This window comes from Dyella sp. 2RAB6 (genome assembly GCF_052115385.1).
Taxonomy (GTDB): domain Bacteria; phylum Pseudomonadota; class Gammaproteobacteria; order Xanthomonadales; family Rhodanobacteraceae; genus Dyella_D.
On sequence record NZ_JBFRGP010000003.1, the window covers coordinates 22068 to 45068 of the forward strand.

The following is a 23001-nucleotide window of genomic DNA, read 5'->3' on the forward strand; positions in this document are numbered from 1 at the left end:
TGGGGTGAGGGTACGGGCGGAGTGGTGCGCCCCGCTCTGCCCGTACCCTCATCCGGCTGCCGCCACCTTCTCCCGGAAGGAGAAGGATTCGACTTTGGAAACAGACACACACCGGAGACCTCCGCACTTGGACCCAGACCCGTCTAGCCACTTAGCCGCACACCCGCCGCACTGACGCCGTCTCCCGTCCACGCCTGAACGCGTGGCCCGGGCGCGGCGGACGGTGCTCCGATCGCGACCGGGCCACGGCAGCGCCACGCGCTGCCCGTTTCCCGCCGCCAGCTTGTCGTCTTGGTCGCTTCGGCCAGGACGGCGCATGCCCATGCCTCGGGAAAATCCATGTCGTTCCGCATCAAGCACTCTTCCGTCGTTCTGCTGTTCGCGCTCGCCGCCTGTTCGCGCACGGAGCAGGCGCCAGCTCCCGCGCCTGCCGTCGTCAATGACGCCGGCGTCCTGCGCATCCCCGCCAACTCGCCGTTGCGCCAGCGCCTGAAAGTGCGCGCGGTGGAGCAGCGCGCGCTGCCGCATGCGCTGGTAGCGCCGGCGCTGATCGAGGCCGATCCCAGCCATACCGTCAACGTGCTCGCTCCCGTCACCGGTCGGGTGATCGAGTTGCGCGTGAAGCTGGGCGACCGCGTGACGCGCGGCCAGGTGCTGGCGCTGATCGCCTCGGGCGACCACGCGCAGGCGGTGGCCGACCAGCGCAAGGCAGCCGATGCCACGGCCCTGGCGAAGCAGGCGCTGGACCGCGCCGAAGCCGTGCAGCAGGCCGGCGGCTCCGCGCAGAAGGACCTGGAAGCTGCGCGCAGCGGCTACGTGCAGGCGCAGGCCGAAGCAGCCCGCACGCAGGCGCGGCTCGCGGCGATGGGTGCAGCGGGCGAGCGCGATACGCGCGGCGTGGCGGTGCGTTCGCCGGCCGACGGCAGCATCACCGCGCTGTCCGCCGCGGTGGGCGCGTTCGCCAACGATGCCAATGCGCCGCTGATGACGATTACCGATCTCGGCCACGTCTGGGTCACCGCCAACGTGGCGGAGAACGAGGCCGCGCAGGTGGCGCCGGGCGAGTCCGCCGAGGTGGTGCTGCCGGCGTGGCCGGGCCGGCGCTTCGAGGGCGTGGTGCAGTCGGTCAGCGACGTGCTCGATGCCGATTCGCGCCGGGTCAAGGCACGCATCGTGGTGGCCAATGCGGACGGCGCGCTGAAGGCCAACATGTTCGCCACCGCCACCTTCCGCGTGCCGCAGCCCAAGGCGCTGCTGGTGCCGCAGTCGGCGCTGCTGATGAACAACGACAGCGTCACCGTGTTCGTCGAAGTGTCGCCGTGGGCATTCGTGCGCCGCACGCTGGAGCTGGGCCAGGACGAAGGCGACGCCGCGCGCGTGCTCAAGGGCCTCGCGCCCGGCGATCGCGTGGTGGTGGCGGGCGGAGTGCTGATCAATGATTGACAAGATCATCGCCTGGTGCCTGCACAAGCGCGGGCTGGTGTTCGGCATCGCCGTGCTGCTGGCGATCTACGGCCACTACGCCTGGACGCGATTGGCGGTGGAGGCGTATCCGGAACTGAGCGACGTCACCGTGCAGGTGACCACCCAGGTGCCCGGCCTCGCCGCCGAGGAAATCGAACAGCAGATCACCACGCCGCTGGAGCGCGCGCTGGCCGGTACGCCGGGCCTGACCTCGATGCGTTCGAGCAGCACCTTCGGCCTGTCGCTGATCACCCTGGTGTTCCGCGACGGCGCGGAAATCTACTGGTCGCGCCAGCGCGTCACCGAGCGCATGGCCGGCGTGAGCTTGCCGCAGGGTGTGACGCCCGGGCTGGATCCGGTATCCGGGCCGGCCGGCGAAATCTATCGCTACACGCTGGAATCGGACACGCGCAACCTGATGGAGCTGTCGGAGCTGCAGCGCTGGAAGGTGATTCCCGCCTTGCAGCAGGTGCCCGGCGTGGCCAACGTGGACAACTTCGGCGGCTTCACCAAGGAATTCCAGCTCGAAGTGGACCCGCAGCGGCTGCTGCAGTTCGGCGTGGGCATGAACGACGTGATCGCCGCGCTGAGCGCCAACAACACCAATGCCGGTGGCGGCCGCGTCACGCGCGGCGAGCAGTCCTATGTGATCCGCGGCGAAGGCCTGATGCGCTCGCTCAAGGACATGGGCGACATCGTGGTGATCCAGCACGGCGGCAATCCGGTGCGCATCCGCGACCTGGGCAAGCTGCAGTACGGGCACCAGATCCGCGAAGGCATCCTGGGCAAGGACGGCAACCCCGATACCATCGAGGGCATCGTCGACCTGCTGCTGGGCGAGAACCCGTCCAAGGTGCTGCAAGGCATCCACGCAAAGGTCGAGGAGCTCAATCGCCAGCTAGCGCCGATGGACGTGCGCATCGTGCCCTTCCTCGACCGCGACGACCTGGTGCAGGCCACCGTGAGCAAGGTCGGGCATACCGTGCTGGAAGGCGTGGCGCTGGTCTGCGTGGTGCTGATCCTGTTCCTGGGCAGTCCGCGCAGCGCGCTGGTGGCGGCGGTGGCGATTCCGTTCGCGCTGGTGACGACGTTTATCGTGATGCACCTCACCGGCATGCCGGCCAATCTGTTCTCGCTGGGCGCGATCGACTTCGGGGTGATCGTGGACGGCGCGATCGTGGTGACCGAGGCGATCCTGCGCAAGCGCGAGGCACGGCCGGACGCCTACCTGCACGAAGCCGACGTGCTCGGCGCCACCAAGCAGGTGGCGCGGCCGATCTTCTTCGCCACCTTGATCATCATCACCGCCTACGCGCCGCTGCTGGCGTTCGAACGCGCCGAGGGCAAGCTGTTCGCACCGATGGCACACACCGTGGGCTACGCCCTGCTCGGTGCGCTGCTGTGTGCGATCACCGTGGTGCCCGCGCTGGCCTGGCTGGCCTTGCGCAAGCCGCGCAAGATGTTCCACAACCAGCCGCTGGAGCGTTTGCAGAGCGGTTATCGCAGCCTGCTGGAGCGGCTGCTGCGCCGTCCGCGCATCGCCTATGCGATCGCCGGCGCCGCGCTGGTCGCGGTGCTCGCGCTGGGCGCCAGCATCGGGCGCGAATTCCTGCCCGATCTGGACGAAGGCTCGCTGTGGGTGCAGGTGCAGCTGCCCAGCGGCCTGTCGCTGGAGCAGGCCAGCGAGATGGCCAGCGAATACCGCCGCGCGGTGGGCGAGTTTCCGCAGGTCAGCTACGTGGTCACCCAGCTCGGCCGCAACGACACCGGCAGCGATCCGTGGACGCCTTCGCATATCGAATCCGGGGTGGGGCTGAAGCCGTATGCGCAATGGCCGGACGGCGAGACCAAGGCGCAGTTCATCCGCCGCCTCAATGCGCGCCTGCAGCAGATTCCCGGGATCAGCGTGGGCATCAGCCAGCCGATCATCGATGGCGAGAACGATATGGTCGGCGGTGCGCACAGTCCGCTGGTGCTGCGCATCTACGGCGACGACTTCAGGGAGCTGCGCCGCATCGGCGGCGAGATCGTGGACGTGCTCAAAGCGGTGCCCGGCACCGCCGATGCGTCGATCTTCCAGGAGCCACCGATCCCGCAGCTGACGGTGACGGTGGACCGCGATGCCGCGGCGCGCTACGGCATCAACGTGGCCGACATCAATACGCTGATCCAGACCGGCGTCGGCGGCGCGGCGATCACCCAGGCCTATGTGGGCGACCGCGTCTACAACGTCACCGCGCGCGTGCCGCACCAGGTCGCGGCCAGCCCGGCGGCACTCGGCGGGCTGGTGCTGACCGCGCCGTCCGGCGCGCGCGTGCCGCTGGCGATGGTGACCCGCATCGTGCAGCAGACCGGCGAAAGCACCATCGCCCACGAAGGCACCGAGCGCCAGCTCACCGTGCGCATCGACAACCGCGATCGCGCGCTGTCGGACTACCTGGCCGAAGCGCAGGCGCGGATCGGCGACAAGGTGAAATTCGATGCGCAGCACTACCGCCTGGAATGGGCCGGCCAGTTCGAGAACCAGCAGCGTGCGCAGGCGCGCCTGGTGGTCGTGCTGCTGCTGGTGCTGGCGGTGATGGCGGTGCTGCTGTTCGCCGAGTTCGGCAATCTGCGCCAGGCCCTGCTGGTGCTGGCGGTGGTGCCGCTGGCGACGCTGGGCGGCTTGATCTCGCTGCATGTGAAGGGCGAGACCTTGAACATCGCCACCGCGGTGGGCTTTATCGCGCTGTTCGGCGTGGCGGTGCAGAACGGCATCATCATGGTGGCCAACTTCAACCGCATGCGGCGCGAAGGCCACGGCGTGCGCGACGCCGTGCTGCTGGGCGCGACCGAGCGCTTCCGCCCCGTGCTGATGACCGCCACGGTGGCCAGCGTGGGCATGCTGCCGGCCGCACTGGCGACCGGCATCGGCACCGACGTGCAGCGCGGCCTGGCCACGGTGGTGGTCGGCGGCCTGGTCATCGCCACCTTGCTCACCCTGTTCATCCTGCCCGCGTTCTACGACGCGCTCGAACGTTTCGTCGAGCGCCGCCAGCGGCGCGCGCATCCGGCGAAGGAGATCTGACCATGCGGCACTTCATCTTCAAGCACGCGCGCCGCCTGCTCGCGGCAAGCCTCGCCGTGGCGCTGGCCGGCTGCGCGGTCGGGCCCGATTTTCATCGGCCCGACGCGCCCACGGCCACGCGCTATACGCCAGAGACCACGATGGACACCACGCTCGCCACACCGCTGCATGGCGGCGAGGCCCAGCGGCTGGTGGCCTCGATGGATATCCCGGGCCAGTGGTGGACGTTGTTCCACTGCGCGCCGCTGGACGCGCTGATCGCCGATGCGCTGCGCCACAACGCCGACGTGGAAGCCGCGCATGCGGCACTGCAGGCGGCGTGGGAGAACGTCTACGCGCAGCGCGGCGCCTACTTCCCGCAGGCGAATGCCGGCTACAACCCGACCCGGCAGGACATCGCCAAGGTGCTGGCCAGCCCGGCGCAATCGGGCGCCAGCCTGTACAGCCTGACCACGGCGCAGGTCAGCGTGTCCTATGCGCCGGATCTGTGGGGCGGTACGCGGCGGCAGGTCGAGTCGCTGGTGGCGACTGCCGATGCGCAGCGCTTCCAGCTCGAGGCGACCTATCTCACCCTGACTACCAACCTGGTGAATGCGGCGATCACTGAAGCATCGCTGCGTGCGCAGATCCAGGCCATCCGGGAAATCGTCGATGCGCAGTCGAAGATCCTCGCCACGCTGCAGCGCCAGCAGGCGCTCGGCGACGTGTCGGAAGCCGCGGTGGCGGCGCAGCGGGCCACGCTGGAGCAGAGCCGTGCCGGCCTGCCGCCGCTGGAGAAGCAGCTTGCGCAGCAGCGCGACCTGCTGGCGGCGCTGAGCGGGCGGACGCCGGAGCAGGGCATCGACGCGCAGTTCAGCCTGGACAGCCTGCAGCTACCGGCCGAACTGCCGTTGAGCCTGCCGGCGCAACTGGTGGAACAGCGCCCCGACGTGCGTGCGGCGGAGAAGCAGCTGCATGCCGCCAGCGCGAGTGTCGGCGTGGCCATCGCCGCGCGCCTGCCCAATGTGCAGATCAATGCGAGCTTCGGCCGTGCGGCGGGTAAGGCCGGTAGCTTGTTCGATGCCGGCAATGGCTTCTGGAACCTCGGCGCCAGCATCACCGAACCGCTGTTCGACGGCGGTGCGCTCAAGCACAAGCAGCGCGCGGCGCAGGCTGCTTATCGGCAGGCGGCGGCGGAGTATCGCGGCACGGTAATCGCCGCGATGCAGAACGTCGCCGACGTACTGCACGCGGTGGAGGCCGACGCCAGGGCGCTGCAGGCCAGCCAGGGCGCCGAGCAGGCGGCGGCGCGCAGCCTGGCGATCGCACGGCGCCAGCTCGCGCTGGGCGATATCAGCGAAAGCGCCCTGCTCAATGCGCAGCTGGCCTGGCAGCAGGCGCGCATCGCCCTGGTGCAGGCCCAGGCCGGCCGCTATGCGGATACGGTGGCGCTGTTCCAGGCGGTGGGCGGTGGCTGGTGGCATCGCGACGACGTCAAGGAGGAAGTCGGTGCGCGCTGAAGGTCGTGAGTAGCGACGCATCCATATGGACGTCCATACGTCCATATGGGTGATGCTTTCGCCTGGCTTACGCAATAACTTTCGATAGCACGGGCCTTGTTCTGTGCACTGTGTCACTCGCAACCATGCCATCGGTCATACCCTTGTCGCCTGGGACTGGATGATGTCCCGGCAGGGGAATCTCACTAACCAAAGAGGGTGGGTAGACATGGAGTGGAAGAAGTTGCTCACTGGCAGTCTGATGACTGCCGGCATGGTGTTCGCGTTGCCTGTACTGGCCGGCACCCTGCCTGATCACGAGGAATTCGAAACCGGCCTGTATGTGCCCTTCCAGGGGACGGGCGCGCGTACCGCCTTGCTGCATTTCTCTTATCCGGGCGCCGTGCAGGGCACGCCGGTGGCGTGGGCGGTGGACCTGCTCGACGCGCAGGGCCGCGTGCTGCGCAACTGGCAGGGCCAGAGCGCACTGCGCGCCGGTGGCACCCAGGCGAAGCTGAGCTGGGATGGCCTGGGCGCCGCGGGTGCGACGCTGAGCCCGGGTTTCTATACGGTGCGCCTGCGTGCGATCGCGCTGGACAACGACACCGTGCAGCGCATCGGCACCGGCCTGCCGTCCAGCGCGCTGGCCGCGGCCAGCGCCAAGGCGCCGCAGCTGGTCGATGAACAGCGCTACGACGTGCTGGTCGGCAGCGTGGCCAAGCCGCAGATGCCGGCCTTCAACGCGTTGCGCCACATCACGCGCAACAGCACGGCGGCGACGATGTCCGCTGCCACCGTGCAGCCGCAGTCGGTGGGCGCCACCGGCAGCCTGCCGTACACCATCTACTACGGCAATCTGCACAGCCAGACCAACCACAGCGACGGCGGCGGCGACGTCTCCACCTGCGTGGATGCGCAGAATCCGCAGAGCGCACCCTACGGCCCGGCCGATGCCTACCAGTACGCGCTGAACGACGGCCTGGACATCCTGATGACGTCCGAGCACAACCACATGTACGACGGCTCGACCGGCACCAATGCGTCAGCCAGCCCGACCACCGCGCACAACCTGTATCAGTCCGGCCTGCAGGCCGCGAGCACGTTCAATGCGGCGCACAGCAACTTCCTCGCCATCTACGGCCTGGAATGGGGCGTGATCAGCAACGGCGGCCACCTCAACATCTTCAACTCGCCCAGCCTGCTGGAGTGGGAATACAACAGCTCGAACCAGCTGATCGGCGACGTGTTCACCGCCAAGAGCGACTACGCTTCGCTGTACACGCAGATGAAGACCAATGGCTGGGTCGGCCAGTTCAACCATCCGTCCACCAGCGGGCAGTTCAATGCCGGCGGGCAGGACCTGGGCTACACCGCCGACGGCGACCAGGTAATGGTGCTGGCCGAGGTGCTCAACAGCTCGGCGTTCTCGCACAACACCACCGAGACCGAGACCAGCCACACCAGCTACGAGGGCGCGTTCAACATTTTCCTGGAGCGCGGCTACCACGTGGCGCCCAGCTCCGACCAGGACAACCACTGCGCCAACTGGGGCGCCAGCTACACCAACCGTACCGGTGTGCTGATTCCCAATGGCACGGCGCTGAGCCTCAATGCCTTCCTCGACGCGCTCCGCGCGCGCCACGTGTTTGCCACCGAGGACAAGACCGGCCAGATCGTGCTCACCGCGAACGGCCATCTGATGGGCGATCGCTTCAGCAACAGCGGTGCGCTGACGCTGACCGTCAACTACGCCAGCAGCGCCGGCCACACTGTGCAGCGCGTGCAGGTGTTCGAGGGCGTGCCCGGCAGCAACGGCACGGTGGCCACCACCTCCAGCACCGCCACCACCACCATCACGCCTGCCAACGGCGATCACTTCTACTACGCCAAGATCACCCAGGACGACGGCAAGCAGCTGTGGTCGGCGCCGGTATGGGTGACCCAGGGTGCGGGCAGCGGCGACACCACGCCGCCGACGGTGAGTGCCAGCGAGAGCGGCAGCGCAGGCAACATCACGCTGTCGGCCACGGCCAGCGACAACGTGGGTGTGAGCAAGGTGGAGTTCTATGTCGACGGCGCGCTCAAGGCCACCGCCACCGCCACCCCGTACAGCGCCACGGTCGACTCCACCACGCTGAGCAACGGCTCGCACAGCCTGGTGGCGAAGGCGTATGACGCGGCCGGCAATGTCGGCACCAGCAGCACGGTGAGCTTCAGCGTGTCCAACAGCACCGGTGGCGATACCACGCCGCCGACGGTGAGCGCCTCCGAAAGCGGCACCTCGGGCAGCATCACGCTGTCGGCGACCGCCAGCGACAACGTGGGCGTGAGCAAGGTCGAGTTCTATGTCGACGGCACGCTCAAGGCCACGGACACCGCGTCGCCGTACACCGCTTCGCTGGATTCGACCACGCTGGCCAACGGCAGCCACAGCCTGGTGGCGAAGGCCTACGACGCGGCCGGCAACGTCGGCACCAGCAGCACGGTGAGCTTCAGCGTGTCCAACAGCGGCGGCACCGCCACCGAGCTGGTGAAGAACGGCGGCTTCGAGAGCGGCGCCACCTCATGGACGCAGACCAGCGGCGTGATCAACACCACCAGCGGCGAAGCGGCCCACAGCGGCAGCTACAAAGCGTGGCTGGATGGCTATGGCTCCGCACATACCGACTATGTGCGCCAGTCCATTACCATCCCCGCTACCGCCAGCAAGGCCACGCTCGATTTCTTCATGCATATCGACACGGCCGAGACCGGCAGCACCGCCTATGACACGTTGAGCGCGCAGGTGATCACTTCCGCTGGCAAGTACGTGACGCTGGCGACCTGGTCGAACGTGAATGCCGCCACGGGTTACCAGGAACACACGGTGGACCTGTCGGCCTATATCGGCCAGACCATCCAGATCAACTTCTACGGGGTCGAGGACAGCTCGAGCCAGACCTCGTTCGTGATCGACGATGTGAGCGTGAAGTCGCAGTAAGCATTTAGTCCGTCATCCCGGCCTGCGCCGGGATGACGGCTTTGCAGGTCGTGCTAGAGGTGCTGGCCGTACCAGGCCAATTGGCGCTGCAGCACCTGTTCGAAGTGCGTGCCCTCATATGCGTCGTAATGCTGGGCGCCTTCCTGCACGTGCAGCTGCTTAGTGACTGCGCCGACCGCGTCGAACAGCGCGGTGCCCTGCGCGGGCGGATTGACGCCGTCGTCGCCGGCCACCACCACCAGGGTCGGGCAGGCCACGTTCGCCGCGGCCAGCGCCGGCTTGTAGTGGAACATCTCCTTTACCGTCAGCATCGGGATCTTGATGCCCAGGTCGGGGTAGCTGTCCTTGTGCTTCTCGAAGAAAGCCTTGGATTGCGGGTCGCCCAGCACGCGCGTGACCGGCACGAACATTTCCTTGCCGGCCTGCTTGCGATCTTCCATCTTCGCCAGCGTGGCGAGGAAGGCTTCCTTCTCGTCCGGCGACATGGCGCCGGCGATGATCTCTTCGCCATCGGCGAAAGCGAGCTGGCTGACTACGCAGCGCACGTCGCCGTCGCGCGCGGCCGCACCCAGCACATGGCCGCCGCCGAGCGAGGTGCCCCACAGGCCGACGCGCTGCGCGTCCACCTGTTCGTGCTCTTTCAGCCAGGCCAGCACGGCGAGGATGTCGTCGATCTGCATCGACGGCACCAGCCGCCCGCGCTCGCCACCGCTTTCGCCGAAGCCGCGGTAGTCGAAGGTGATGGCGAGATAGCCGGCCCGGGCGAATGCTTCGGCGAAGGCGGGCAACAGCAGTGGCTGGGTGCCGCAGAAGCCGTGGCACAGCAGCACGGCAGCGTGCGGGCCGGCCCGGTCGGGGAAATGCAGGGTGGCGGCGATGGGGGTGTCGCCGATGCGGTGAGTTTGCTTTTGCATAGGGGAGTTCCGTGGGGCGTAGGTTGGGGTGAGCGCAGCGAACCCCAACGTGGCGATCGTGGTGCGAGGTCCGTTGGGGTTCGCTGCGCTCACCCCAACCTACGCTGCGGTTTTTGCGCTGAACAACGCCACCACACCGTGCTGGCGCACGCTCACCTGCGCAAAGTGCTGCTGCAGCGAAGCCTGCAACTGCGCGAGCGTGTCGCCGGCATTGCCGAAGATGCCGCGGCGGTTATACACCTCCATCAGGCGGCGGCCGAGCGGGTTGTGGCCGGCGTCGTCGCCGAGGATGGTGGCGCCGTACAGCACGCCATCGGGGGCGAGATACGGCTTGAGATGCGCGAACACACGCGCCTTCTCGGCCATGCTGCCCGGCAGGCAGTGCAGCAGATAGAACAGCGCGATGGAGTCGAACACCGGCGCATCGGCAAGCGCGAGCGGCTGCATCACGTCGGTGGCGTACAGGCCCTGGTGCGGGCGCCCCATGCGCTGCGCCGCGGTGCGCAGGCTGGTCGGGTTGAGATCGAGCAGCGACACCTGCTGTTCCGCCGCGAAGCCGGCATGGGCGAGGTAGTAACCGGTGCCGACGCCGACATCGAGATGCCGCTGACCCAGATGCTCGCGATAGAACGGCAGCAGCACGCTGCCGGTGGGGCAGCGCCAGGCGCAGCGGTTGGAAAAGCCGAGCACCCAGGCGTCGTAGAGCTTGAGCACGAACGGCGAATACACGGCGGCGCCGGCGTGGGTGTCGAGCGGATCGGTGGCGGACATGCGGGGGAGCTCGCGTTGGCGATCGGGGTAGGTTGCTGTGAGCATAGCGAACCCCGACATCGCGACCGTGCTGTCCGTCCCGTTGGGGTTCGCTGCGCTCACCCCAACCTACGCGACAGGCATGCGCTCAATCGATGCGCGTATCGGCCGACACCGCTTCCCAGGTATCGAGATCGACCAGCAGGCGTTGCGCATGTCCGCGGATCGCATCGACCGCATCGCGGCCGAGCGCGAGGCGCAGCGGGGTTTCGTCGGCTTCCAGTGCCTTGGCGATCGCGGCGGCGGCCTTGAGCGGATCGCCTTCCTGGGTCTGGTGCATGTCGTGCGCGAAGCGGCGCGTGGCGCCGACGGTCTCGGCGTACGCGGGCAGCTCCGGCATATGGCGCATGCCGCCGCCAGCGAGATTGGTGCGGAATTGCCCGGGTTCTACGATCAGCACCTTGATGCCGAACGGCGCGACTTCGGCGGCCAGTGCTTCGGACAAGCCTTCGAGCGCGAACTTGCTGGCCGAGTAGGCGCTGAAGCCGGCGAACGAGAGCTGCCCGCCGAGGCTGGTGATATTGACGATGGCGCCGCTGCGCTGCGCGCGCAGGATCGGCAGCACGGCGCGGATCACGCCGGCGGCGCCGAAGAAATTGGTGTCCAGCAGCGCGCGCAGTTCGGCGTCGGGGGTTTCTTCCACGGCGCCGACCACGCCGTAGCCGGCGTTGTTGATCACGATATCCAGCCGTCCGAAACGCTCCACGCCGGCCATCACCGCGGGCTCGGCTTCGTCGGGCTGGGCCACGTCCAGGCGCTGCGCCAGCACGCGGTCCGGCGCCAGCTTCACCAGCGGGGCCAGCCGCGCGGTATCGCGCGCGGTGGCGACGACGCGGTCGCCGCGGCTCAGCGCGTAGCGCGCGAAGGCATCGCCGAAACCGCTCGATGCGCCGGTGATGAACCAGACCTTGCCTGCCATGGAAGCCCCCGTAATCACGGTAAAAGAACGCACTCCGCGTTCCGGAGCGGCGATGCTAGCGGATCGCCGCGCGGCTTGTCGGGATGCCTTGTGGCACGTGAAGCGCGCGTCAGTGCGACAGCGCGCGCTCGATCGCCTTCTCCGCCAGCGGCGCCATGCGCGCATAGCCGGCGGGCGTGGGATGCACGCCGTCGCTGGCCAGCTCGGCGTCGAGGCCGCCGTCCTGGTTGGCCATGGCGGCGTAGTAGTCGAGATAGACGGCGCCATTGGCGGCGGCGTACTGCTTGATCCACGCATTCAACGCGCGAATCTTGCCGGCCGGCTCCAGGCCGCGGCGCCACGGATAGTCGCTGACCGGCAGGATCGAAGCGAGGATCACGCGGACATGGTGGGCGCGCGCCAGCTCGGCCATCGAGCGCAGGTTGTCTTCGATCATGCTCGGCGTGGCCACGCCGGTATTGCCGGCGATGTCGTTGGTGCCAGCCAGGATCAGCACGGCCGCCGGCTTGAGTTCGAGCACGTCCTGGCGGAAGCGCAGCAGCATCTGCGGCGTGGTCTGGCCGGCGATGCCGCGATTCACATAGGGCTTGCCGGGAAAGAAGCTGGTGTCCTGCTGGCGGCCCCAGTTGTCGGTGATGGAGTCGCCGTAGAACACCACGCGCCGCTCGCCGGCCTTGGGCGCGTCCAGGTGCGCGTTGTCCTCGCGATAGCGCGAGAGCTGCGGCCAGTCGGCGAGGCGCTGCTGCAGCGAGGCGACGTCCTCCGGCGAGAGCGTGGAGGGCGCGGCGGTGTAGAGCGGGTCGATCGCTTCGGGCCTGATGTGATCAGGTGCGGGGTGATCAGGTGCGGTGTGATCAGGTGCGGGTTGATCGGGAGTGGCCTGGTCTTGAGCCGAGGCGAGCGGTGCGATCAGCAGGAGTGCGAGCAGAAGGGTGCGGAGGGCTGGCACGGCGGGGTTCCGTTTGGACGTCCGAACGACGAGGACGTCACTTGTAACCGGTTCACCGCGCCGATGCGAGCCTGAGCGCGGCGCGCTCAAGCTCGTGCCCTCAGGGGCGCGTCTTCAGGGTTCCGGGTTCTGCTCGAACTTGCCCAGCACCTGCCACAGGCTGGCCAGCTCGCGCGCCACGTCGGCACGGTCGCCGTCGCTGATATTGGTGATCAGCACGCGGCCGGTGCCGGTGGTGGGATTGAACGACATCTGCACGGTGACGCCGGCGTCGCCGCCGTTATGGCCCAGCTCGCCGCTGACGGTGCGCTGCCAGAACAGGCCCTGGTCCAGGCCGTCGCCGACGCGCACGCCCTTGGGTTCCTGGCCCTTGGTCCAGGCCGGGGCGAACATGGTCTTGTACGAGGCCGCGCTCAGCAGGCCGGTACGGCCGCCGTAGCCGCTGATCATCTCGGCCAGGAACTTGCCCACGTCGTTGCACGAGGAATACAGGCCGCTGGCCGCGTACGCGGGGAAGCTGTAGGGCGCGAGCGGCTTCTTGTTCTTGTCGTACAGCGTGGCCTGCGGGCCCTGCGTCTCGGACGGCGCCCAGCCGGTGGCGTTCATGCCGAGCTTCTGGAAGATGCGTTCGCGCGTGACCATGCGGTACGGGCTGCCCGCCTTGTACTCCACCGCCAGCGCGACCACGGCCGAGCCGAGGTTGCTGTAGCGGTAGGTGCTGCCGGGGCTGGTCTTGCTGTAGTTGGCCTCGTTGTAGCTGGCGCCCTGCGGTTCCAGGTAGGCCTTGAGCAGGCTGCGCGTATCGAACGAGGAGGGCGCGCCCTTGCCGTAGCTCTGCGTGTAGAACGGCTCGCGATCGACGATGCCGGAACTGTGCGTGGCGAGCTGGCGCAGGGTGATCGCCGACTGCGCGTAATGCGGGTTGTGCACGTCGAACGGCAACTGGCGGCTGACGTCGGTATCCAGCGACAGCGCGCCGATCTGCACCTGCTGCATCAGCGCCACCGCCAGGACGGGCTTGGCGATCGAGGCGACCGGCTGCACCGTGTCCGGCGTATACGGCCGCTTGCTGGCCAGGTCGGCGTAGCCGAAACCCTTGGCGTAGCGCACGCCCGCGCGGTCGACCACCGCCACGCAATAGCCCGGCAGCACCGAACGCGCCTGCAGTTCTTCCAGTGCGCGTCCCAGCGTGGACGGCGTCGTGGCGGCGGCGGTGCGCGGCAAGGCCTGCGCGGGCAGGCCGGCGGCCAGGCTGAGCGCGGCGGCGAGCGCGAATGCAGTAGTGCGGGCCAGCGCCTGGCTTGCGCTGCGACCTGGTGGGGCCGGCGGCATGGTCTGAGCGTGCATGGGTTCCCTGTTCTTCCTGAAGCGAAGGGGCTCCTGGGTCGGCTATTTTAGCCCGGGCGGGCGCCCTGGTGGGGCAAATTTCGTGCGGTGCAGCACGAAAGCAGAGTTGCCGCAGGATGTTGCGGGATGCCGGGTGCTCAGAACAGCTTGCGGTAGACCACGAAGCCGGAATGCTCGGCCACGTCGTCGTATAGGCGCATGGCCGTGGCGTTGGTGTGATGGGTCTGCCAGTACACGCGCGGCGAGCCGGCCTGGCGCGCGGCCTCGTACACCGCCTGGATCAGCGCGCGGCCGACGCCGCGGCCGCGGGCGGCTTCGACGGTGAACAGGTCCTGCAGATAGCAATTCAGGCCGATCGCGGTCGTGCTGCGGTGAAACAGGTAATGCACCAGGCCCAGCAGCTCGCCTGCGCTTTCCGCCACTAAGGCATGCACGGGTTCGTCGGCGTCGAAAAAGCGCGCCCAGGTGGTGCGGGTGATCTCCTCCGGCAGCGCGGTGGGGCCGGAGCGGCCGTAGAACGCGTTATAGCGGTCCCATAGCGGTTTCCACGCGGCCAGGTCGCCGGTGCGGAGGGGGCGGACGATGACGGGCTCGGACATGGGGATCCTTATTCGCTCAGTTCGATCGCGACGCCGCGGGCCGGGCTTGTCAGGACCCGGCGCTCTCGCGCGCTACGCGGCGCCGATGCCGCCACCACAGCACCAGCACCACGGCGAGCAGGATGCCGCCCAGCGCCCACAGGCTGCTCTGGCCGCGGCGGATCCACATCACCAGCCACTCGTGGTTGTTGGCGCCGAAATAGCCCAGGTAGACCCAGATCGGCACGCTGATCAGCGCGGCCAGGCCGTCCAGCATGAAGAAGCGCATGAACGACACGCGATGGGTGGTGCCGGCGGTGATGTACACCGCGGTGCGCATGCCGGGCAGGAAGCGGGCGATGAACATCAGGCGGTTGCCGTAGCGCTCGAATTTCTCCTGCACCTTGGCGTAGCGCTCCGGCGTGAGCACGCGCGCGACCACCCGCCATTGCAGGATGCGCGCGCCGTAGTGGTGGCCGAGCAGGAACATGCCCGCGTCGCCCAGCAGCACGCCGACCATCGACACCGCGAACATGATGTGCACGTTGCCGTAGCCCAGGCCGGTGATGACACCGCCGGCGACCAGGGTGATGTCTTCCGGCAGCGGCGCGCCGGCACCGCACAGCAACAGTGCGATGAAGACGGAGGCGTAGCCGTTCTCGGCGAACAGCATGACAAGTCGTTCAAGCAGGTCCATCGACGTCCTTGCCTGGTCGAGCCCCGGCGGAAAGCGAAGGGCGATGATCCCACAGGCGGGCCAATCCATGGGCGCCGTCCGGCGGGGGCGAAACGGGGGAGGATAACCGCATGTGCGCTCAACCAGCGAAGGATGGGGGCTTGTTGGCCAGCAGGTCGCGCAGCTCGGCTTTCTCCGCGCTATCGAGCGGGCCTTGGCGTTGCTTGGCAAGCAGAAGTTCACGGCGCTGGGCTATGGCTTCCTGCTCCATGCGCTGCAGCGCATCGAAGAACTCCACGCGTTGCAGCTCGGGCTCGCCGACCACCGTGGCGGCCATCAGTTTTTGCAGTGCGGGATACTCCGGACGCTCGGCGAAGTGCTCCACCAGCACCACCGGATTGATGCCGGGCCGTGCGCGCGCCAGGTCGATCAGTTCGGCGAGCAGCTCGATGCCGGGTTTGTCCAGGCGCAGGAAGCCGTAGGGACGTTCCACCTGGTCGGCCATGCCGGGCTGGGTCAGCAGCAGGGCGATCGCGCTGCGCACCAGGCTGCGCTGCACCGCGACCGGACGCTGCGCCGGGCGGCGCGGCGCGGCATCGGGCTGCAGCACGGCGCGGGCGCCGGTGCGGCGTTCCAGCTCCTGCGCCATCAGGTCGCGGAAGGCGCCGTCGGGCAGCCGGGCGATCAGCGGGCGGGCGCGTTCGGCCAGGCGGGCGCGGCCGTCGAGGCTGCCGATGTCCACTTCGTGCGCGAGTTCGCCGAAGAAATATTCCGACAGCGGCGTGGCGTTCTTCAGGCACTGCTCGAAGCCCTGCTTGCCTTCCTTGCGGATCAAGGTGTCCGGGTCCTCGCCGTCGGGCAGGAACAGGAAATACGCCTGGCGGCCATCGCGCAGGCGCGGCAGCGCGGCTTCCAGCGCCTTCCACGCGGCGGCGCGGCCGGCGCGGTCGCCGTCGAAGCAGAACACCACGTCGGGCGCGGCGCGGAACAGCACTTCGGTGTGGTCCGGCGTGGTCGCCGTGCCCAGCGTGGCCACCGCGATCGGCAGGCCGGCCTGGTGCATGGCGATCACGTCCATATAGCCCTCGACCACCACGATGCGCGCGAGGTTGCTGTTGGCCTGCTTCACCTGCCACAGCGCGAACAGCTCGCGGCCCTTGTGGAACAGCGCGGTCTCGGGCGAGTTGAGGTATTTCGGGCCCTGCTCGGACTGCAGCACCCGGCCGCCGAAGGCGATCACGCGGCCGCGGCGGTCGAGGATCGGGAACATCAGGCGTTCGCGGAAACGGTCGTATTTGTTGCCGCGTTCGTTGCTGGCGACCATGCCGGCGTCGTTGAGCAGCTGCATGCGCTTGGCGTCGCTGCCCAGCGCCTTCAGCACGCCGTCGAAGCCGGCCGGCGCCCAGCCGATGCGGAAGCGCGCGATGGTGTCGGCGTCGAGGCCGCGCTTCTTGCAATAGGCCTGTGCCTCGGGGTTGCCCGGCAGCTGGCCTTCGTACCAGCGCGCGGCGCTGTCGAGCAGGCTGTAGAGGTCGGTCTTGTCTTCGCGCGGAGCGTTGTCGCGGCCGCCTTCGAACGGCACTTTCAGGCCGACCGACTGCGCCAGTTCTTCCACCGCGTCGGGGAATTCCAGGCGGTCGTAGTCCATCAGGAACTTGATCGCGCTGCCGTGGGCGCCGCAGCCGAAGCAGTGGAAGAACTGCTTGGCCGGGCTGACGTAGAACGAGGGCGAGCGCTCGTTGTGAAACGGGCAGCAGGCGGTCCATTCGCGCCCGGCCTTCTTCAACGGCACGCGCCGCTCGATCACGTCGACGATGTCGACGCGGGAGAGCAGTTCGTCGATGAAGCTGTCGGGGATACGGCCGCGCATAAGCTCCTTAGTGTACGGGTGCGGTCAAGGGCCGGGGCGGGCTTATGCTTGGAGGTTCATGGTCGGGGGAGGCGGGGCATGGCGGCAAGTGCGCAGGTGCGTTTCAGGCCCGCGGCGGCGGGGGATGTGCTGACGGCGGTACCGTTGATCCATAGCTCCGGGCCGGCGGCGTTCGAATATGTGTTCGCGGTGCCGGGGCGCAGCGATGCGCAGGCGTTCCTGCGCTACGCCTTCGCCGACGGGGCCGGCGAGTTCGGCTGGCGCAACCACTGTGTGGGGGAGCTGGACGGGCGCGTGGTGGCGGTCGGCGCTGGCTATGGGGCTTCGACGCATTGGGCATTCACCCTGGCGGCGGCGCGACAGATTCTGGGTTTCTTCGGCTGGCGGCACGCGGCCGGGGTGATCGCGCGAGGGTTGCGGGTGGAAGGGGTGATCGCGCCGCCGTCCGGCGAGATGCATTACCTGGCGCATCTGGGAGTGGAGCCGGGCTTGCGCGGGCGAGGTATCGGGCAGGCGCTGATCCGGCATCTGGCCGCGCAGGCAAGCGCCTTGGGGCGCGCGCCGCTGGCGCTGGACGTGGCGGCGACCAATCCGCGGGCGCAGGCGCTGTACCAGCGCTGCGGCTTCGCGGTGACCGGGGAGCGGCCCTCCACCCTGGCCGATGCGCGGGGACAGGTGCCCCCGCATCGGCGCATGGAGCGGTGGTCCTAGACGATATGGAACAAGCCGATCGTGGCCAGCACGGCGATCAGGAACAGGATCAGGAAGATGGCGAACAGGACCTTGGCGATGGTGCCGGTGACGCCGGCGACCGAGTAAAAGCCCAGCCAGCCGGTGACCAGCGAAACGATGGCGAAAATGATGGCCCACTTGAGCATGCATCTCTCCTTCTCGTCGGCCGCGATGACGGCGTCCACGAGGGTGGGCGTGCCGGTGTGAAGGAGTTGGCTGGATAATGGCTGGGCGGCGTCATGCTGCGCCGCGGCTTTCACGCTGCGTTGGAAGCGGTTTAGTTCGGAGATACGCCATGTTGACGGCGATGATGATGCGCGCACAGCGCGCGATCGTGCGGCGCTTCGAGGAAGCGGGCGCGACGAGTATGGAATCGGCGCGCGGCGTCGAGGAACTGAAGCTCACCCCGGGCATTGCCTGGTACCAGCTGCTGGAGCGCGGCGTGCTGCGCTGTCCGGGCGAGGGACGCTATTTCGTCGACCTGGCGCGCTGGGAGCAGCTGAGCGGCCAGCGCCGCCACCACACATGGGTGATGGTGGTGGCGGTCGTGGCCCTGGTGCTGCTGCTGTTCTGGCTGCGTACGGCCGGTGGCCTGGGCCACCACGTGCCTTAGGCCAGGCGGGCTTTCACGCGGGCCGAGACCACGGCCATGTCGGCGCGGCCGGCGGCCTGTTCCTTCACCGCGGCGACCACCTTGCCCATGTCGCGCATGGAGCTGGCGCCGGTGGCGGCGATCGCGGCGGCGACCAGTTCGTCGATCTCCGCCTCGCCGAGCTTGGCCGGCAGGTAGGCCTCGATCACGCTGACTTCGGCGCGCTCGACGTCGGCCAGGTCCTGGCGCTGGGCCGCGTCGTACTGGGTGATGGAGTCGCGGCGCTGCTTGAGCATCTTCTCCAGCACTTCCAGGGTCTGCAGGTCGTCCAGCTCGATGCGCTCGTCCACCTCGCGCTGCTTGACCGCGGCCAGCATCAGGCGGATCACCGCCAGGCGCGCCTTGTCGCCGCCGCGCATGGCGGTCTTCATGTCTTCGGTGAGCTGCTGCTTGAGGGACATGTCACTCTCCGGGGGAGGGGCCGTTGGCGTTAAGGAAACGCATAAAGCCGGCGTTGCCTGAGGCAACGCCGGCCGATGCTGGAGCGATAAGGCAGCGGCTGCGGATGCACGCGCCGGCTGCCATGGCCTCGAAGGTCAAGGCGGCGCCGCGGGCGCCTGGCCTGGACCTTCAGCGTCCGCCGGAGGGCGGACGGCAGGCTCAGTACAGGCGCGTACGACGCGAGGTATCGCGCGACAGGCGGCGCAGGTGGCGCTTCACCGCGGCGGCACGCTTGCGCTTGCGCTCCTGGGTCGGCTTTTCATAGAACTCGCGCTTGCGGGTCTCGGCCAGGACGCCGGCCTTCTCACAAGTACGCTTGAAGCGACGCAGGGCAAGCTCGAACGGCTCGTTCTCGCGGACTTTTACGCTGGGCATGGAAACTCCGAGTGGTAAACTTGCCCTTCTGATCGGGCGAGCCGCGAAGTATAGCGTGGACACGAAGCAATTTTCAAAGCCCGTGCTGGGCGTCGAAACCTCCTGCGACGAGACCGGGGTGGCCCTGCTGCGCTGGGAGCCCGCCGCGCCGGGCCGCGGCCTGCTGTCGCACGCCCTGTACAGCCAGATCAAGCTGCATGCCGACTACGGCGGCGTGGTGCCTGAGCTCGCCAGCCGCGACCACGTGCGCAAGCTGCTGCCGCTGGTGCGCGAGGCCCTGGCCGAGGCCGGCCTGACCCCGCAGGACCTGGGCGGGGTGGCCTATACCGCCGGGCCCGGCCTGGTCGGCGCCCTGCTGGTGGGCGCCTCGGCGGCCCGGGCCATGGCCTGGGCGCTCGGTGTCCCGGCCATCGGCGTGCACCACATGGAAGGCCACCTGCTGGCGCCGCTGCTGGAAGAAGACCCGCCGGAGCCGCCGTTCGTGGCCCTGCTGGTCTCCGGCGGGCATTCCATGCTGGTGGAGGTGCAGGGCATCGGCCGCTACAGGATTCTGGGCGACACCCTGGACGACGCCGCCGGCGAGGCCTTCGACAAGACCGCCAAGCTGATGGGCCTGCCATACCCCGGCGGTCCGGCGCTGGCGGCGCTGGCGCAGCAGGGGCGGGCGGGCGTGTTCCGTTTTTCGCGGCCGATGACCGACCGGCCCGGCCTGGATTTCAGCTTTTCGGGGCTGAAGACCCAGGTGCTGCTGGCCTGGCAGCAGTCCGACCGCTCCGAACAGACCCGCGCCGACGTCGCCCGCGCCTTCGAGGAGGCCATCGTCGACACCCTGGCGATCAAATGCCGCCGCGCGCTGCAGGCCACCGGCGCCAGGCGCCTGGTGATCGCCGGCGGCGTGGGCGCGAACAAGCGCCTGCGCACGGAGCTTGCCGAGGCCGGCGCGAAGGAAGGCTTCCGCGTGTATTTCCCGCGGCTGGCGTTCTGCACCGACAACGGCGCGATGATCGCCCTGGCCGGCGCGATCCGCCTGGCCGCCGGGCAGCACCAGGACGCCAGCGTGCAGGTGTTCCCGCGCTGGGACCTGGAAACCCTGCCGGCGGTGTGACGACGCGTTAGGCTTGTCGTCTTTCTCCATTCCGGCACGGCCATGGACATCGTTTTCATCGAAGACCTGCGCATCGACACCGTCATCGGCATCTACGACTGGGAGCGCCGGGTGCGCCAGACGCTGTCGTTCGATCTCGAAATGGCCTTCGACAACACCCGGCCGGCGGCCAGCGACGACATCGCCGACACGCTCAACTACAAGGACGTGTCCAAGCGCCTGATCGAATACGTGCAGGCGTCCAGCTTCGGCCTGGTCGAAACCCTGGCCGAGCGCTGCACGGCGATCGTGCGCGAGGAATTCGGCGTGGCCTGGGTGCGGCTGAAGCTGTCCAAGCCCGGTGCGGTGCGCGGGGCCCGGTCGGTCGGCGTGCGCATCGAGCGCGGCGTGCGGCCCGGCTGAGCGGCGCCATGGCCCGTGTTTACCTGAGCCTCGGCTCCAATCAGCAGCCGCAACAGTATCTGCGCGCCGCGCTGGACGAACTGCGCGCGCGCTTCGGCGCCATCGATATTTCGCCGGCTTACCGCAGCAAGTCGGTGGGCTTCGACGGGCCGGACTTCGTCAACCTGGCGGTGGGCCTGGATACCGAGCTGGCGCCGGAAGCGCTCAACGACTGGCTGCATGCGCTGGAGGACCGCCACGGGCGCCGCCGCGACGTGCCGCGTTATTCCGACCGCACGCTGGACGTGGACATCGTGCTGTACGGCGACCTGGTGCGGCAGGGCGACGGGCATCTGGATATTCCGCGCAAGGAACTGAAACACGCCTTCGTGTTGCGGCCGGTGGCCGATATCGCGCCGGGCTTGCGCCACCCTGTCGACGGCCGAAGCATGGCCGAGCTGTGGGCGGCGTTTCCCGCCGCGAGCGAGCCGCTGACGGTCGAGCCACTGTAAGGACGCACTGTTGTGCTTGCCGCGTAGATGCTAGAAATCGCGGCGCAATAAACAACCAAGGAGCGAGGTAGGGGATATGGCGGGCAAGTTTGCACGTAGCTGGAATCTGATGAAGGCGAGCGCGGCGGTGCTGCGTTCGGACAAGGCATTGATGATGTTCCCGCTGATGTCGGGACTGTGCTGCCTGCTGGTGGCGGCGAGCTTCATCATCCCGATTGCCATCGCGGCGGCGGGGATGGAGCACGTCACTCGCGACAAGCTGCCGCTCGGCTGGTACGTGGCGACGTTCGCGTTCTATCTGGTGCAGTACTTCGTGATCATCTTCTTCAATACGGCGCTGGCGGGTGCGGCGCTGCAGCGGCTGCGCGGTGAGGAGACCAGCCTGTCGGCCGGTTTCGCCATCGCCAGGTCGCGCGTCGGCGCGATCTTCGGCTATGCGTTGATCGCCGCTACCGTGGGCTTGTTCCTGCGCGCCTTGCAGGAGCGGCTGGGTTTCGTCGGCCGCATCGTGGCCGGCCTGCTCGGCCTGGCCTGGACGGTGGCCACCTTCCTGGTGGTGCCGGTGCTGGCCAGCGAGGAGATCGGTCCGATGGAGGCGGTGAAGCGCAGCGTGGAGCTGCTCAAGCGCACCTGGGGCGAGAACCTGATCGGCAATGCCGGTATCGGCGTGGTGTTCGGGCTGCTGACCTTCGTGGCGATCGTGGTCGTGGGCGCGCTGGTGGTGGGTGCGTTGAGCACCGAGTCGCTGCCGCTGATCGTCGCGGCCATCGCGGTGGCGGTGGTGAGCCTCACCCTGCTGGGCCTGATGCAGGCTTCGCTGCAGGGCATCTATTCGGCGGCGCTGTATCAGTACGCCGAAGAGGGCAAGGTCGGCGGCGGTTTCGACCAGGCGCTGCTGGAGCAGGCGTTCCGCACCAAGAACTGATGCGCGGTGCCATGCACGTAAGACAAGGGCGGCAGCGATGCCGCCCTTTTTATTTCAGATCGACAGCGAGCGCCCGCCGTCGATGCGGATGATCTGCCCGGTGACGAACGGCGCGTCGCGCAGCAGCCACAGCACGGCGCCGGCCACGTCCTGCGGCGAGCCGGCGCGCTGCAGCGGCGTGCGCGCGAGCATGGCCTGCTGGTCGTCGTAGGGCTTGCCGTCGCTGGGCCACATCACCGCGCCGGGGGCGATGCCGTTGACGCGGATCGCGGGGCCAAGATCCAGCGCGAGCGAGCGCGTCATCGCCGCCAGTGCGGCTTTCGCCATGCAGTAGATGGGATGGTTGGCGAGCGGGCGTTCGGCGTAGACGTCGACCAGGTTGACGATCGCACCGCGCGTTTCGCGCAGCGCCGGCACCGCCGCTTGCGCAAGGAAGAACGGCGCCTGCGCGTTGGAGGCGAACAGTTCGTTCCATTGCGCGGTGGTCGCGCTGCCGATCGGCGTGGGATAGAAGGCGGAGGCGTTGTTGATCAGGGCGTCGAGGCGGCCGTAGCGCTCCAGCGTCGAGTCGATCATGGCGGGCAGCTTGTCGAGAGAGGCCAGGTCTCCCTGTATCGCCATCGTGCTGCCCGGCCGTTGGTTTTCCAGTTCGGCGGTCAATGCTGCGACAGCGTCGACCGAACTGCGGAAATGCACGGCGAGGTCGTAGCCGGCCGCATGCAGCGTGCGTGCGATCTGCGCGCCCACGCGCTTGGCGCCGCCGGTGATCAAGGCGACCGGACGTTCCTGGCGAGGCGGCATGCGCGGCTCCTGCGGACGAAACAGC

The 23001-nt window shown here is 68.4% G+C and carries 22 protein-coding genes; 10 read left to right on the plus strand and 12 right to left on the minus strand.

Translation table 11 applies throughout. The features are described 5' to 3' along the window. Positions 1 to 339: 339 nt before the first annotated feature. From AB4083_RS05985 to AB4083_RS06000, 4 genes are all read left to right on the plus strand, one after another. Positions 340 to 1443: an efflux RND transporter periplasmic adaptor subunit gene (locus AB4083_RS05985; protein WP_441606855.1), complete on the plus strand. Its 1104-nt coding sequence runs from the start codon at positions 340 to 342 to the stop codon at positions 1441 to 1443. Next, positions 1436 to 4531: an efflux RND transporter permease subunit gene (locus AB4083_RS05990; RefSeq protein WP_441606856.1), complete on the plus strand. Its 3096-nt coding sequence runs from the start codon at positions 1436 to 1438 to the stop codon at positions 4529 to 4531. The genes AB4083_RS05985 and AB4083_RS05990 overlap by 8 nt, the downstream gene beginning before the upstream one ends. Positions 4532 to 4533: 2 nt before the next feature. Then, on the plus strand, positions 4534 to 6030 hold the full coding sequence (locus tag AB4083_RS05995; protein ID WP_441606857.1) for an efflux transporter outer membrane subunit: 1497 nt from the start codon (positions 4534 to 4536) through the stop codon (positions 6028 to 6030). A gap of 208 nt (positions 6031 to 6238) precedes the next feature. After that, positions 6239 to 8989 carry an Ig-like domain-containing protein gene (locus AB4083_RS06000; RefSeq protein WP_441606858.1) on the plus strand — a complete coding sequence of 917 codons (2751 nt, stop codon included), beginning with the start codon at positions 6239 to 6241 and terminating at the stop codon, positions 8987 to 8989. 53 nt (positions 8990 to 9042) lie between these two features. On the opposite strand, the gene uilS is transcribed toward AB4083_RS06000, so the two are convergent. The 8 genes from uilS to dnaG form a co-directional block, all read right to left on the minus strand. Further along, positions 9043 to 9903, minus strand: a complete 861-nt coding sequence (gene uilS, locus AB4083_RS06005; protein WP_441606859.1) for a UilS family quorum-quenching N-acyl-homoserine lactonase — start codon at positions 9901 to 9903, stop codon at positions 9043 to 9045. Positions 9904 to 10002: 99 nt separating this feature from the next. Then, entirely contained in the window at positions 10003 to 10674 is a 672-nt protein-coding gene (locus AB4083_RS06010; protein WP_441606860.1) for a class I SAM-dependent methyltransferase, read from the minus strand. A 127-nt stretch (positions 10675 to 10801) separates the two neighbouring features. Then, positions 10802 to 11632, minus strand: a complete 831-nt coding sequence (locus tag AB4083_RS06015; RefSeq protein ID WP_441606861.1) for an oxidoreductase — start codon at positions 11630 to 11632, stop codon at positions 10802 to 10804. A gap of 109 nt (positions 11633 to 11741) precedes the next feature. Beyond that, complete coding sequence (locus tag AB4083_RS06020; protein ID WP_441607192.1) at positions 11742 to 12452, minus strand: GDSL-type esterase/lipase family protein; 711 nt, start codon at positions 12450 to 12452, stop codon at positions 11742 to 11744. Positions 12453 to 12695: 243 nt separating this feature from the next. Further along, positions 12696 to 13928, minus strand: a complete 1233-nt coding sequence (locus tag AB4083_RS06025; protein WP_441606862.1) for a serine hydrolase domain-containing protein — start codon at positions 13926 to 13928, stop codon at positions 12696 to 12698. A 137-nt stretch (positions 13929 to 14065) separates the two neighbouring features. Beyond that, complete coding sequence (locus tag AB4083_RS06030; RefSeq protein WP_441606863.1) at positions 14066 to 14527, minus strand: GNAT family N-acetyltransferase; 462 nt, start codon at positions 14525 to 14527, stop codon at positions 14066 to 14068. Between the two features lie 49 nt (positions 14528 to 14576). After that, the gene (locus tag AB4083_RS06035) at positions 14577 to 15203 is read right to left on the minus strand and encodes a DedA family protein (protein WP_441606864.1); all 627 of its coding nucleotides are present in this window, start codon (positions 15201 to 15203) and stop codon (positions 14577 to 14579) included. 118 nt (positions 15204 to 15321) lie between these two features. Next, entirely contained in the window at positions 15322 to 17052 is a 1731-nt protein-coding gene (gene dnaG, locus AB4083_RS06040; RefSeq protein WP_441606865.1) for a DNA primase, read from the minus strand. 78 nt (positions 17053 to 17130) lie between these two features. Here dnaG and AB4083_RS06045 point away from each other — a divergent pair, with 78 nt between their 5' ends. After that, positions 17131 to 17763: a GNAT family N-acetyltransferase gene (locus AB4083_RS06045; protein WP_441606866.1), complete on the plus strand. Its 633-nt coding sequence runs from the start codon at positions 17131 to 17133 to the stop codon at positions 17761 to 17763. Here the strand turns inward: AB4083_RS06045 and AB4083_RS06050 are convergent. Next, entirely contained in the window at positions 17760 to 17930 is a 171-nt protein-coding gene (locus AB4083_RS06050; RefSeq protein ID WP_441606867.1) for a DUF1328 domain-containing protein, read from the minus strand. The genes AB4083_RS06045 and AB4083_RS06050 overlap by 4 nt on opposite strands. 149 nt (positions 17931 to 18079) lie before the next feature. Here AB4083_RS06050 and AB4083_RS06055 point away from each other — a divergent pair, with 149 nt between their 5' ends. Further along, positions 18080 to 18397: a hypothetical protein gene (locus tag AB4083_RS06055; RefSeq protein ID WP_441606868.1), complete on the plus strand. Its 318-nt coding sequence runs from the start codon at positions 18080 to 18082 to the stop codon at positions 18395 to 18397. Here the strand turns inward: AB4083_RS06055 and AB4083_RS06060 are convergent. Beyond that, positions 18394 to 18837: a GatB/YqeY domain-containing protein gene (locus AB4083_RS06060; RefSeq protein WP_441606869.1), complete on the minus strand. Its 444-nt coding sequence runs from the start codon at positions 18835 to 18837 to the stop codon at positions 18394 to 18396. The two genes, AB4083_RS06055 and AB4083_RS06060, sit on opposite strands and share 4 nt — an antisense overlap. 199 nt (positions 18838 to 19036) lie before the next feature. Continuing rightward, positions 19037 to 19252, minus strand: a complete 216-nt coding sequence (rpsU, locus tag AB4083_RS06065; RefSeq protein ID WP_014404075.1) for a 30S ribosomal protein S21 — start codon at positions 19250 to 19252, stop codon at positions 19037 to 19039. A 55-nt stretch (positions 19253 to 19307) separates the two neighbouring features. Here rpsU and tsaD point away from each other — a divergent pair, with 55 nt between their 5' ends. The 4 genes from tsaD to AB4083_RS06085 all read left to right on the plus strand — a co-directional run bounded on the left by tsaD (position 19308) and on the right by AB4083_RS06085 (position 22175). Beyond that, positions 19308 to 20357: a tRNA (adenosine(37)-N6)-threonylcarbamoyltransferase complex transferase subunit TsaD gene (tsaD, locus tag AB4083_RS06070; RefSeq protein WP_441606870.1), complete on the plus strand. Its 1050-nt coding sequence runs from the start codon at positions 19308 to 19310 to the stop codon at positions 20355 to 20357. Positions 20358 to 20399: 42 nt separating this feature from the next. After that, entirely contained in the window at positions 20400 to 20759 is a 360-nt protein-coding gene (folB, locus tag AB4083_RS06075) for a dihydroneopterin aldolase (RefSeq protein WP_441606871.1), read from the plus strand. An 8-nt stretch (positions 20760 to 20767) separates the two neighbouring features. Beyond that, a complete protein-coding gene (folK, locus tag AB4083_RS06080; protein WP_441606872.1) occupies positions 20768 to 21250 on the plus strand; it encodes a 2-amino-4-hydroxy-6-hydroxymethyldihydropteridine diphosphokinase in 483 nt (160 codons plus the stop codon). A 76-nt stretch (positions 21251 to 21326) separates the two neighbouring features. Continuing rightward, positions 21327 to 22175 (plus strand): DUF6159 family protein, encoded by an 849-nt coding sequence (locus AB4083_RS06085; protein ID WP_441606873.1) that lies wholly within the window; start codon positions 21327 to 21329, stop codon positions 22173 to 22175. Positions 22176 to 22229: 54 nt separating this feature from the next. On the opposite strand, the gene AB4083_RS06090 is transcribed toward AB4083_RS06085, so the two are convergent. After that, positions 22230 to 22976 (minus strand): pteridine reductase, encoded by a 747-nt coding sequence (locus AB4083_RS06090; RefSeq protein WP_441606874.1) that lies wholly within the window; start codon positions 22974 to 22976, stop codon positions 22230 to 22232. Between the last annotated feature and the right edge of the window lie 25 nt (positions 22977 to 23001).

Excerpts from the sequence above, each read along its gene's own strand:
- folB (WP_441606871.1), top strand. The coding sequence starts at position 20,400 with ATGGACATCGTTTTCATCGAAGACCTGCGCATCGACACCGTCATCGGC.
- AB4083_RS06015 (WP_441606861.1), bottom strand. The coding sequence starts at position 11,632 with ATGGCAGGCAAGGTCTGGTTCATCACCGGCGCATCGAGCGGTTTCGGC.
- rpsU (WP_014404075.1), bottom strand. The coding sequence starts at position 19,252 with ATGCCCAGCGTAAAAGTCCGCGAGAACGAGCCGTTCGAGCTTGCCCTG.
- AB4083_RS06010 (WP_441606860.1), bottom strand. The coding sequence starts at position 10,674 with ATGTCCGCCACCGATCCGCTCGACACCCACGCCGGCGCCGCCGTGTAT.
- AB4083_RS06085 (WP_441606873.1), top strand. The coding sequence starts at position 21,327 with ATGGCGGGCAAGTTTGCACGTAGCTGGAATCTGATGAAGGCGAGCGCG.
- uilS (WP_441606859.1), bottom strand. The coding sequence starts at position 9,903 with ATGCAAAAGCAAACTCACCGCATCGGCGACACCCCCATCGCCGCCACC.
- AB4083_RS05995 (WP_441606857.1), top strand. The coding sequence starts at position 4,534 with ATGCGGCACTTCATCTTCAAGCACGCGCGCCGCCTGCTCGCGGCAAGC.
- AB4083_RS06035 (WP_441606864.1), bottom strand. The coding sequence starts at position 15,203 with ATGGACCTGCTTGAACGACTTGTCATGCTGTTCGCCGAGAACGGCTAC.
- AB4083_RS06000 (WP_441606858.1), top strand. The coding sequence starts at position 6,239 with ATGGAGTGGAAGAAGTTGCTCACTGGCAGTCTGATGACTGCCGGCATG.
- AB4083_RS06050 (WP_441606867.1), bottom strand. The coding sequence starts at position 17,930 with ATGCTCAAGTGGGCCATCATTTTCGCCATCGTTTCGCTGGTCACCGGC.
- AB4083_RS06025 (WP_441606862.1), bottom strand. The coding sequence starts at position 13,928 with ATGCACGCTCAGACCATGCCGCCGGCCCCACCAGGTCGCAGCGCAAGC.
- AB4083_RS05990 (WP_441606856.1), top strand. The coding sequence starts at position 1,436 with ATGATTGACAAGATCATCGCCTGGTGCCTGCACAAGCGCGGGCTGGTG.
- AB4083_RS05985 (WP_441606855.1), top strand. The coding sequence starts at position 340 with ATGTCGTTCCGCATCAAGCACTCTTCCGTCGTTCTGCTGTTCGCGCTC.
- dnaG (WP_441606865.1), bottom strand. The coding sequence starts at position 17,052 with ATGCGCGGCCGTATCCCCGACAGCTTCATCGACGAACTGCTCTCCCGC.
- AB4083_RS06090 (WP_441606874.1), bottom strand. The coding sequence starts at position 22,976 with ATGCCGCCTCGCCAGGAACGTCCGGTCGCCTTGATCACCGGCGGCGCC.
- folK (WP_441606872.1), top strand. The coding sequence starts at position 20,768 with ATGGCCCGTGTTTACCTGAGCCTCGGCTCCAATCAGCAGCCGCAACAG.
- AB4083_RS06060 (WP_441606869.1), bottom strand. The coding sequence starts at position 18,837 with ATGTCCCTCAAGCAGCAGCTCACCGAAGACATGAAGACCGCCATGCGC.
- AB4083_RS06055 (WP_441606868.1), top strand. The coding sequence starts at position 18,080 with ATGTTGACGGCGATGATGATGCGCGCACAGCGCGCGATCGTGCGGCGC.
- AB4083_RS06030 (WP_441606863.1), bottom strand. The coding sequence starts at position 14,527 with ATGTCCGAGCCCGTCATCGTCCGCCCCCTCCGCACCGGCGACCTGGCC.
- AB4083_RS06045 (WP_441606866.1), top strand. The coding sequence starts at position 17,131 with ATGGCGGCAAGTGCGCAGGTGCGTTTCAGGCCCGCGGCGGCGGGGGAT.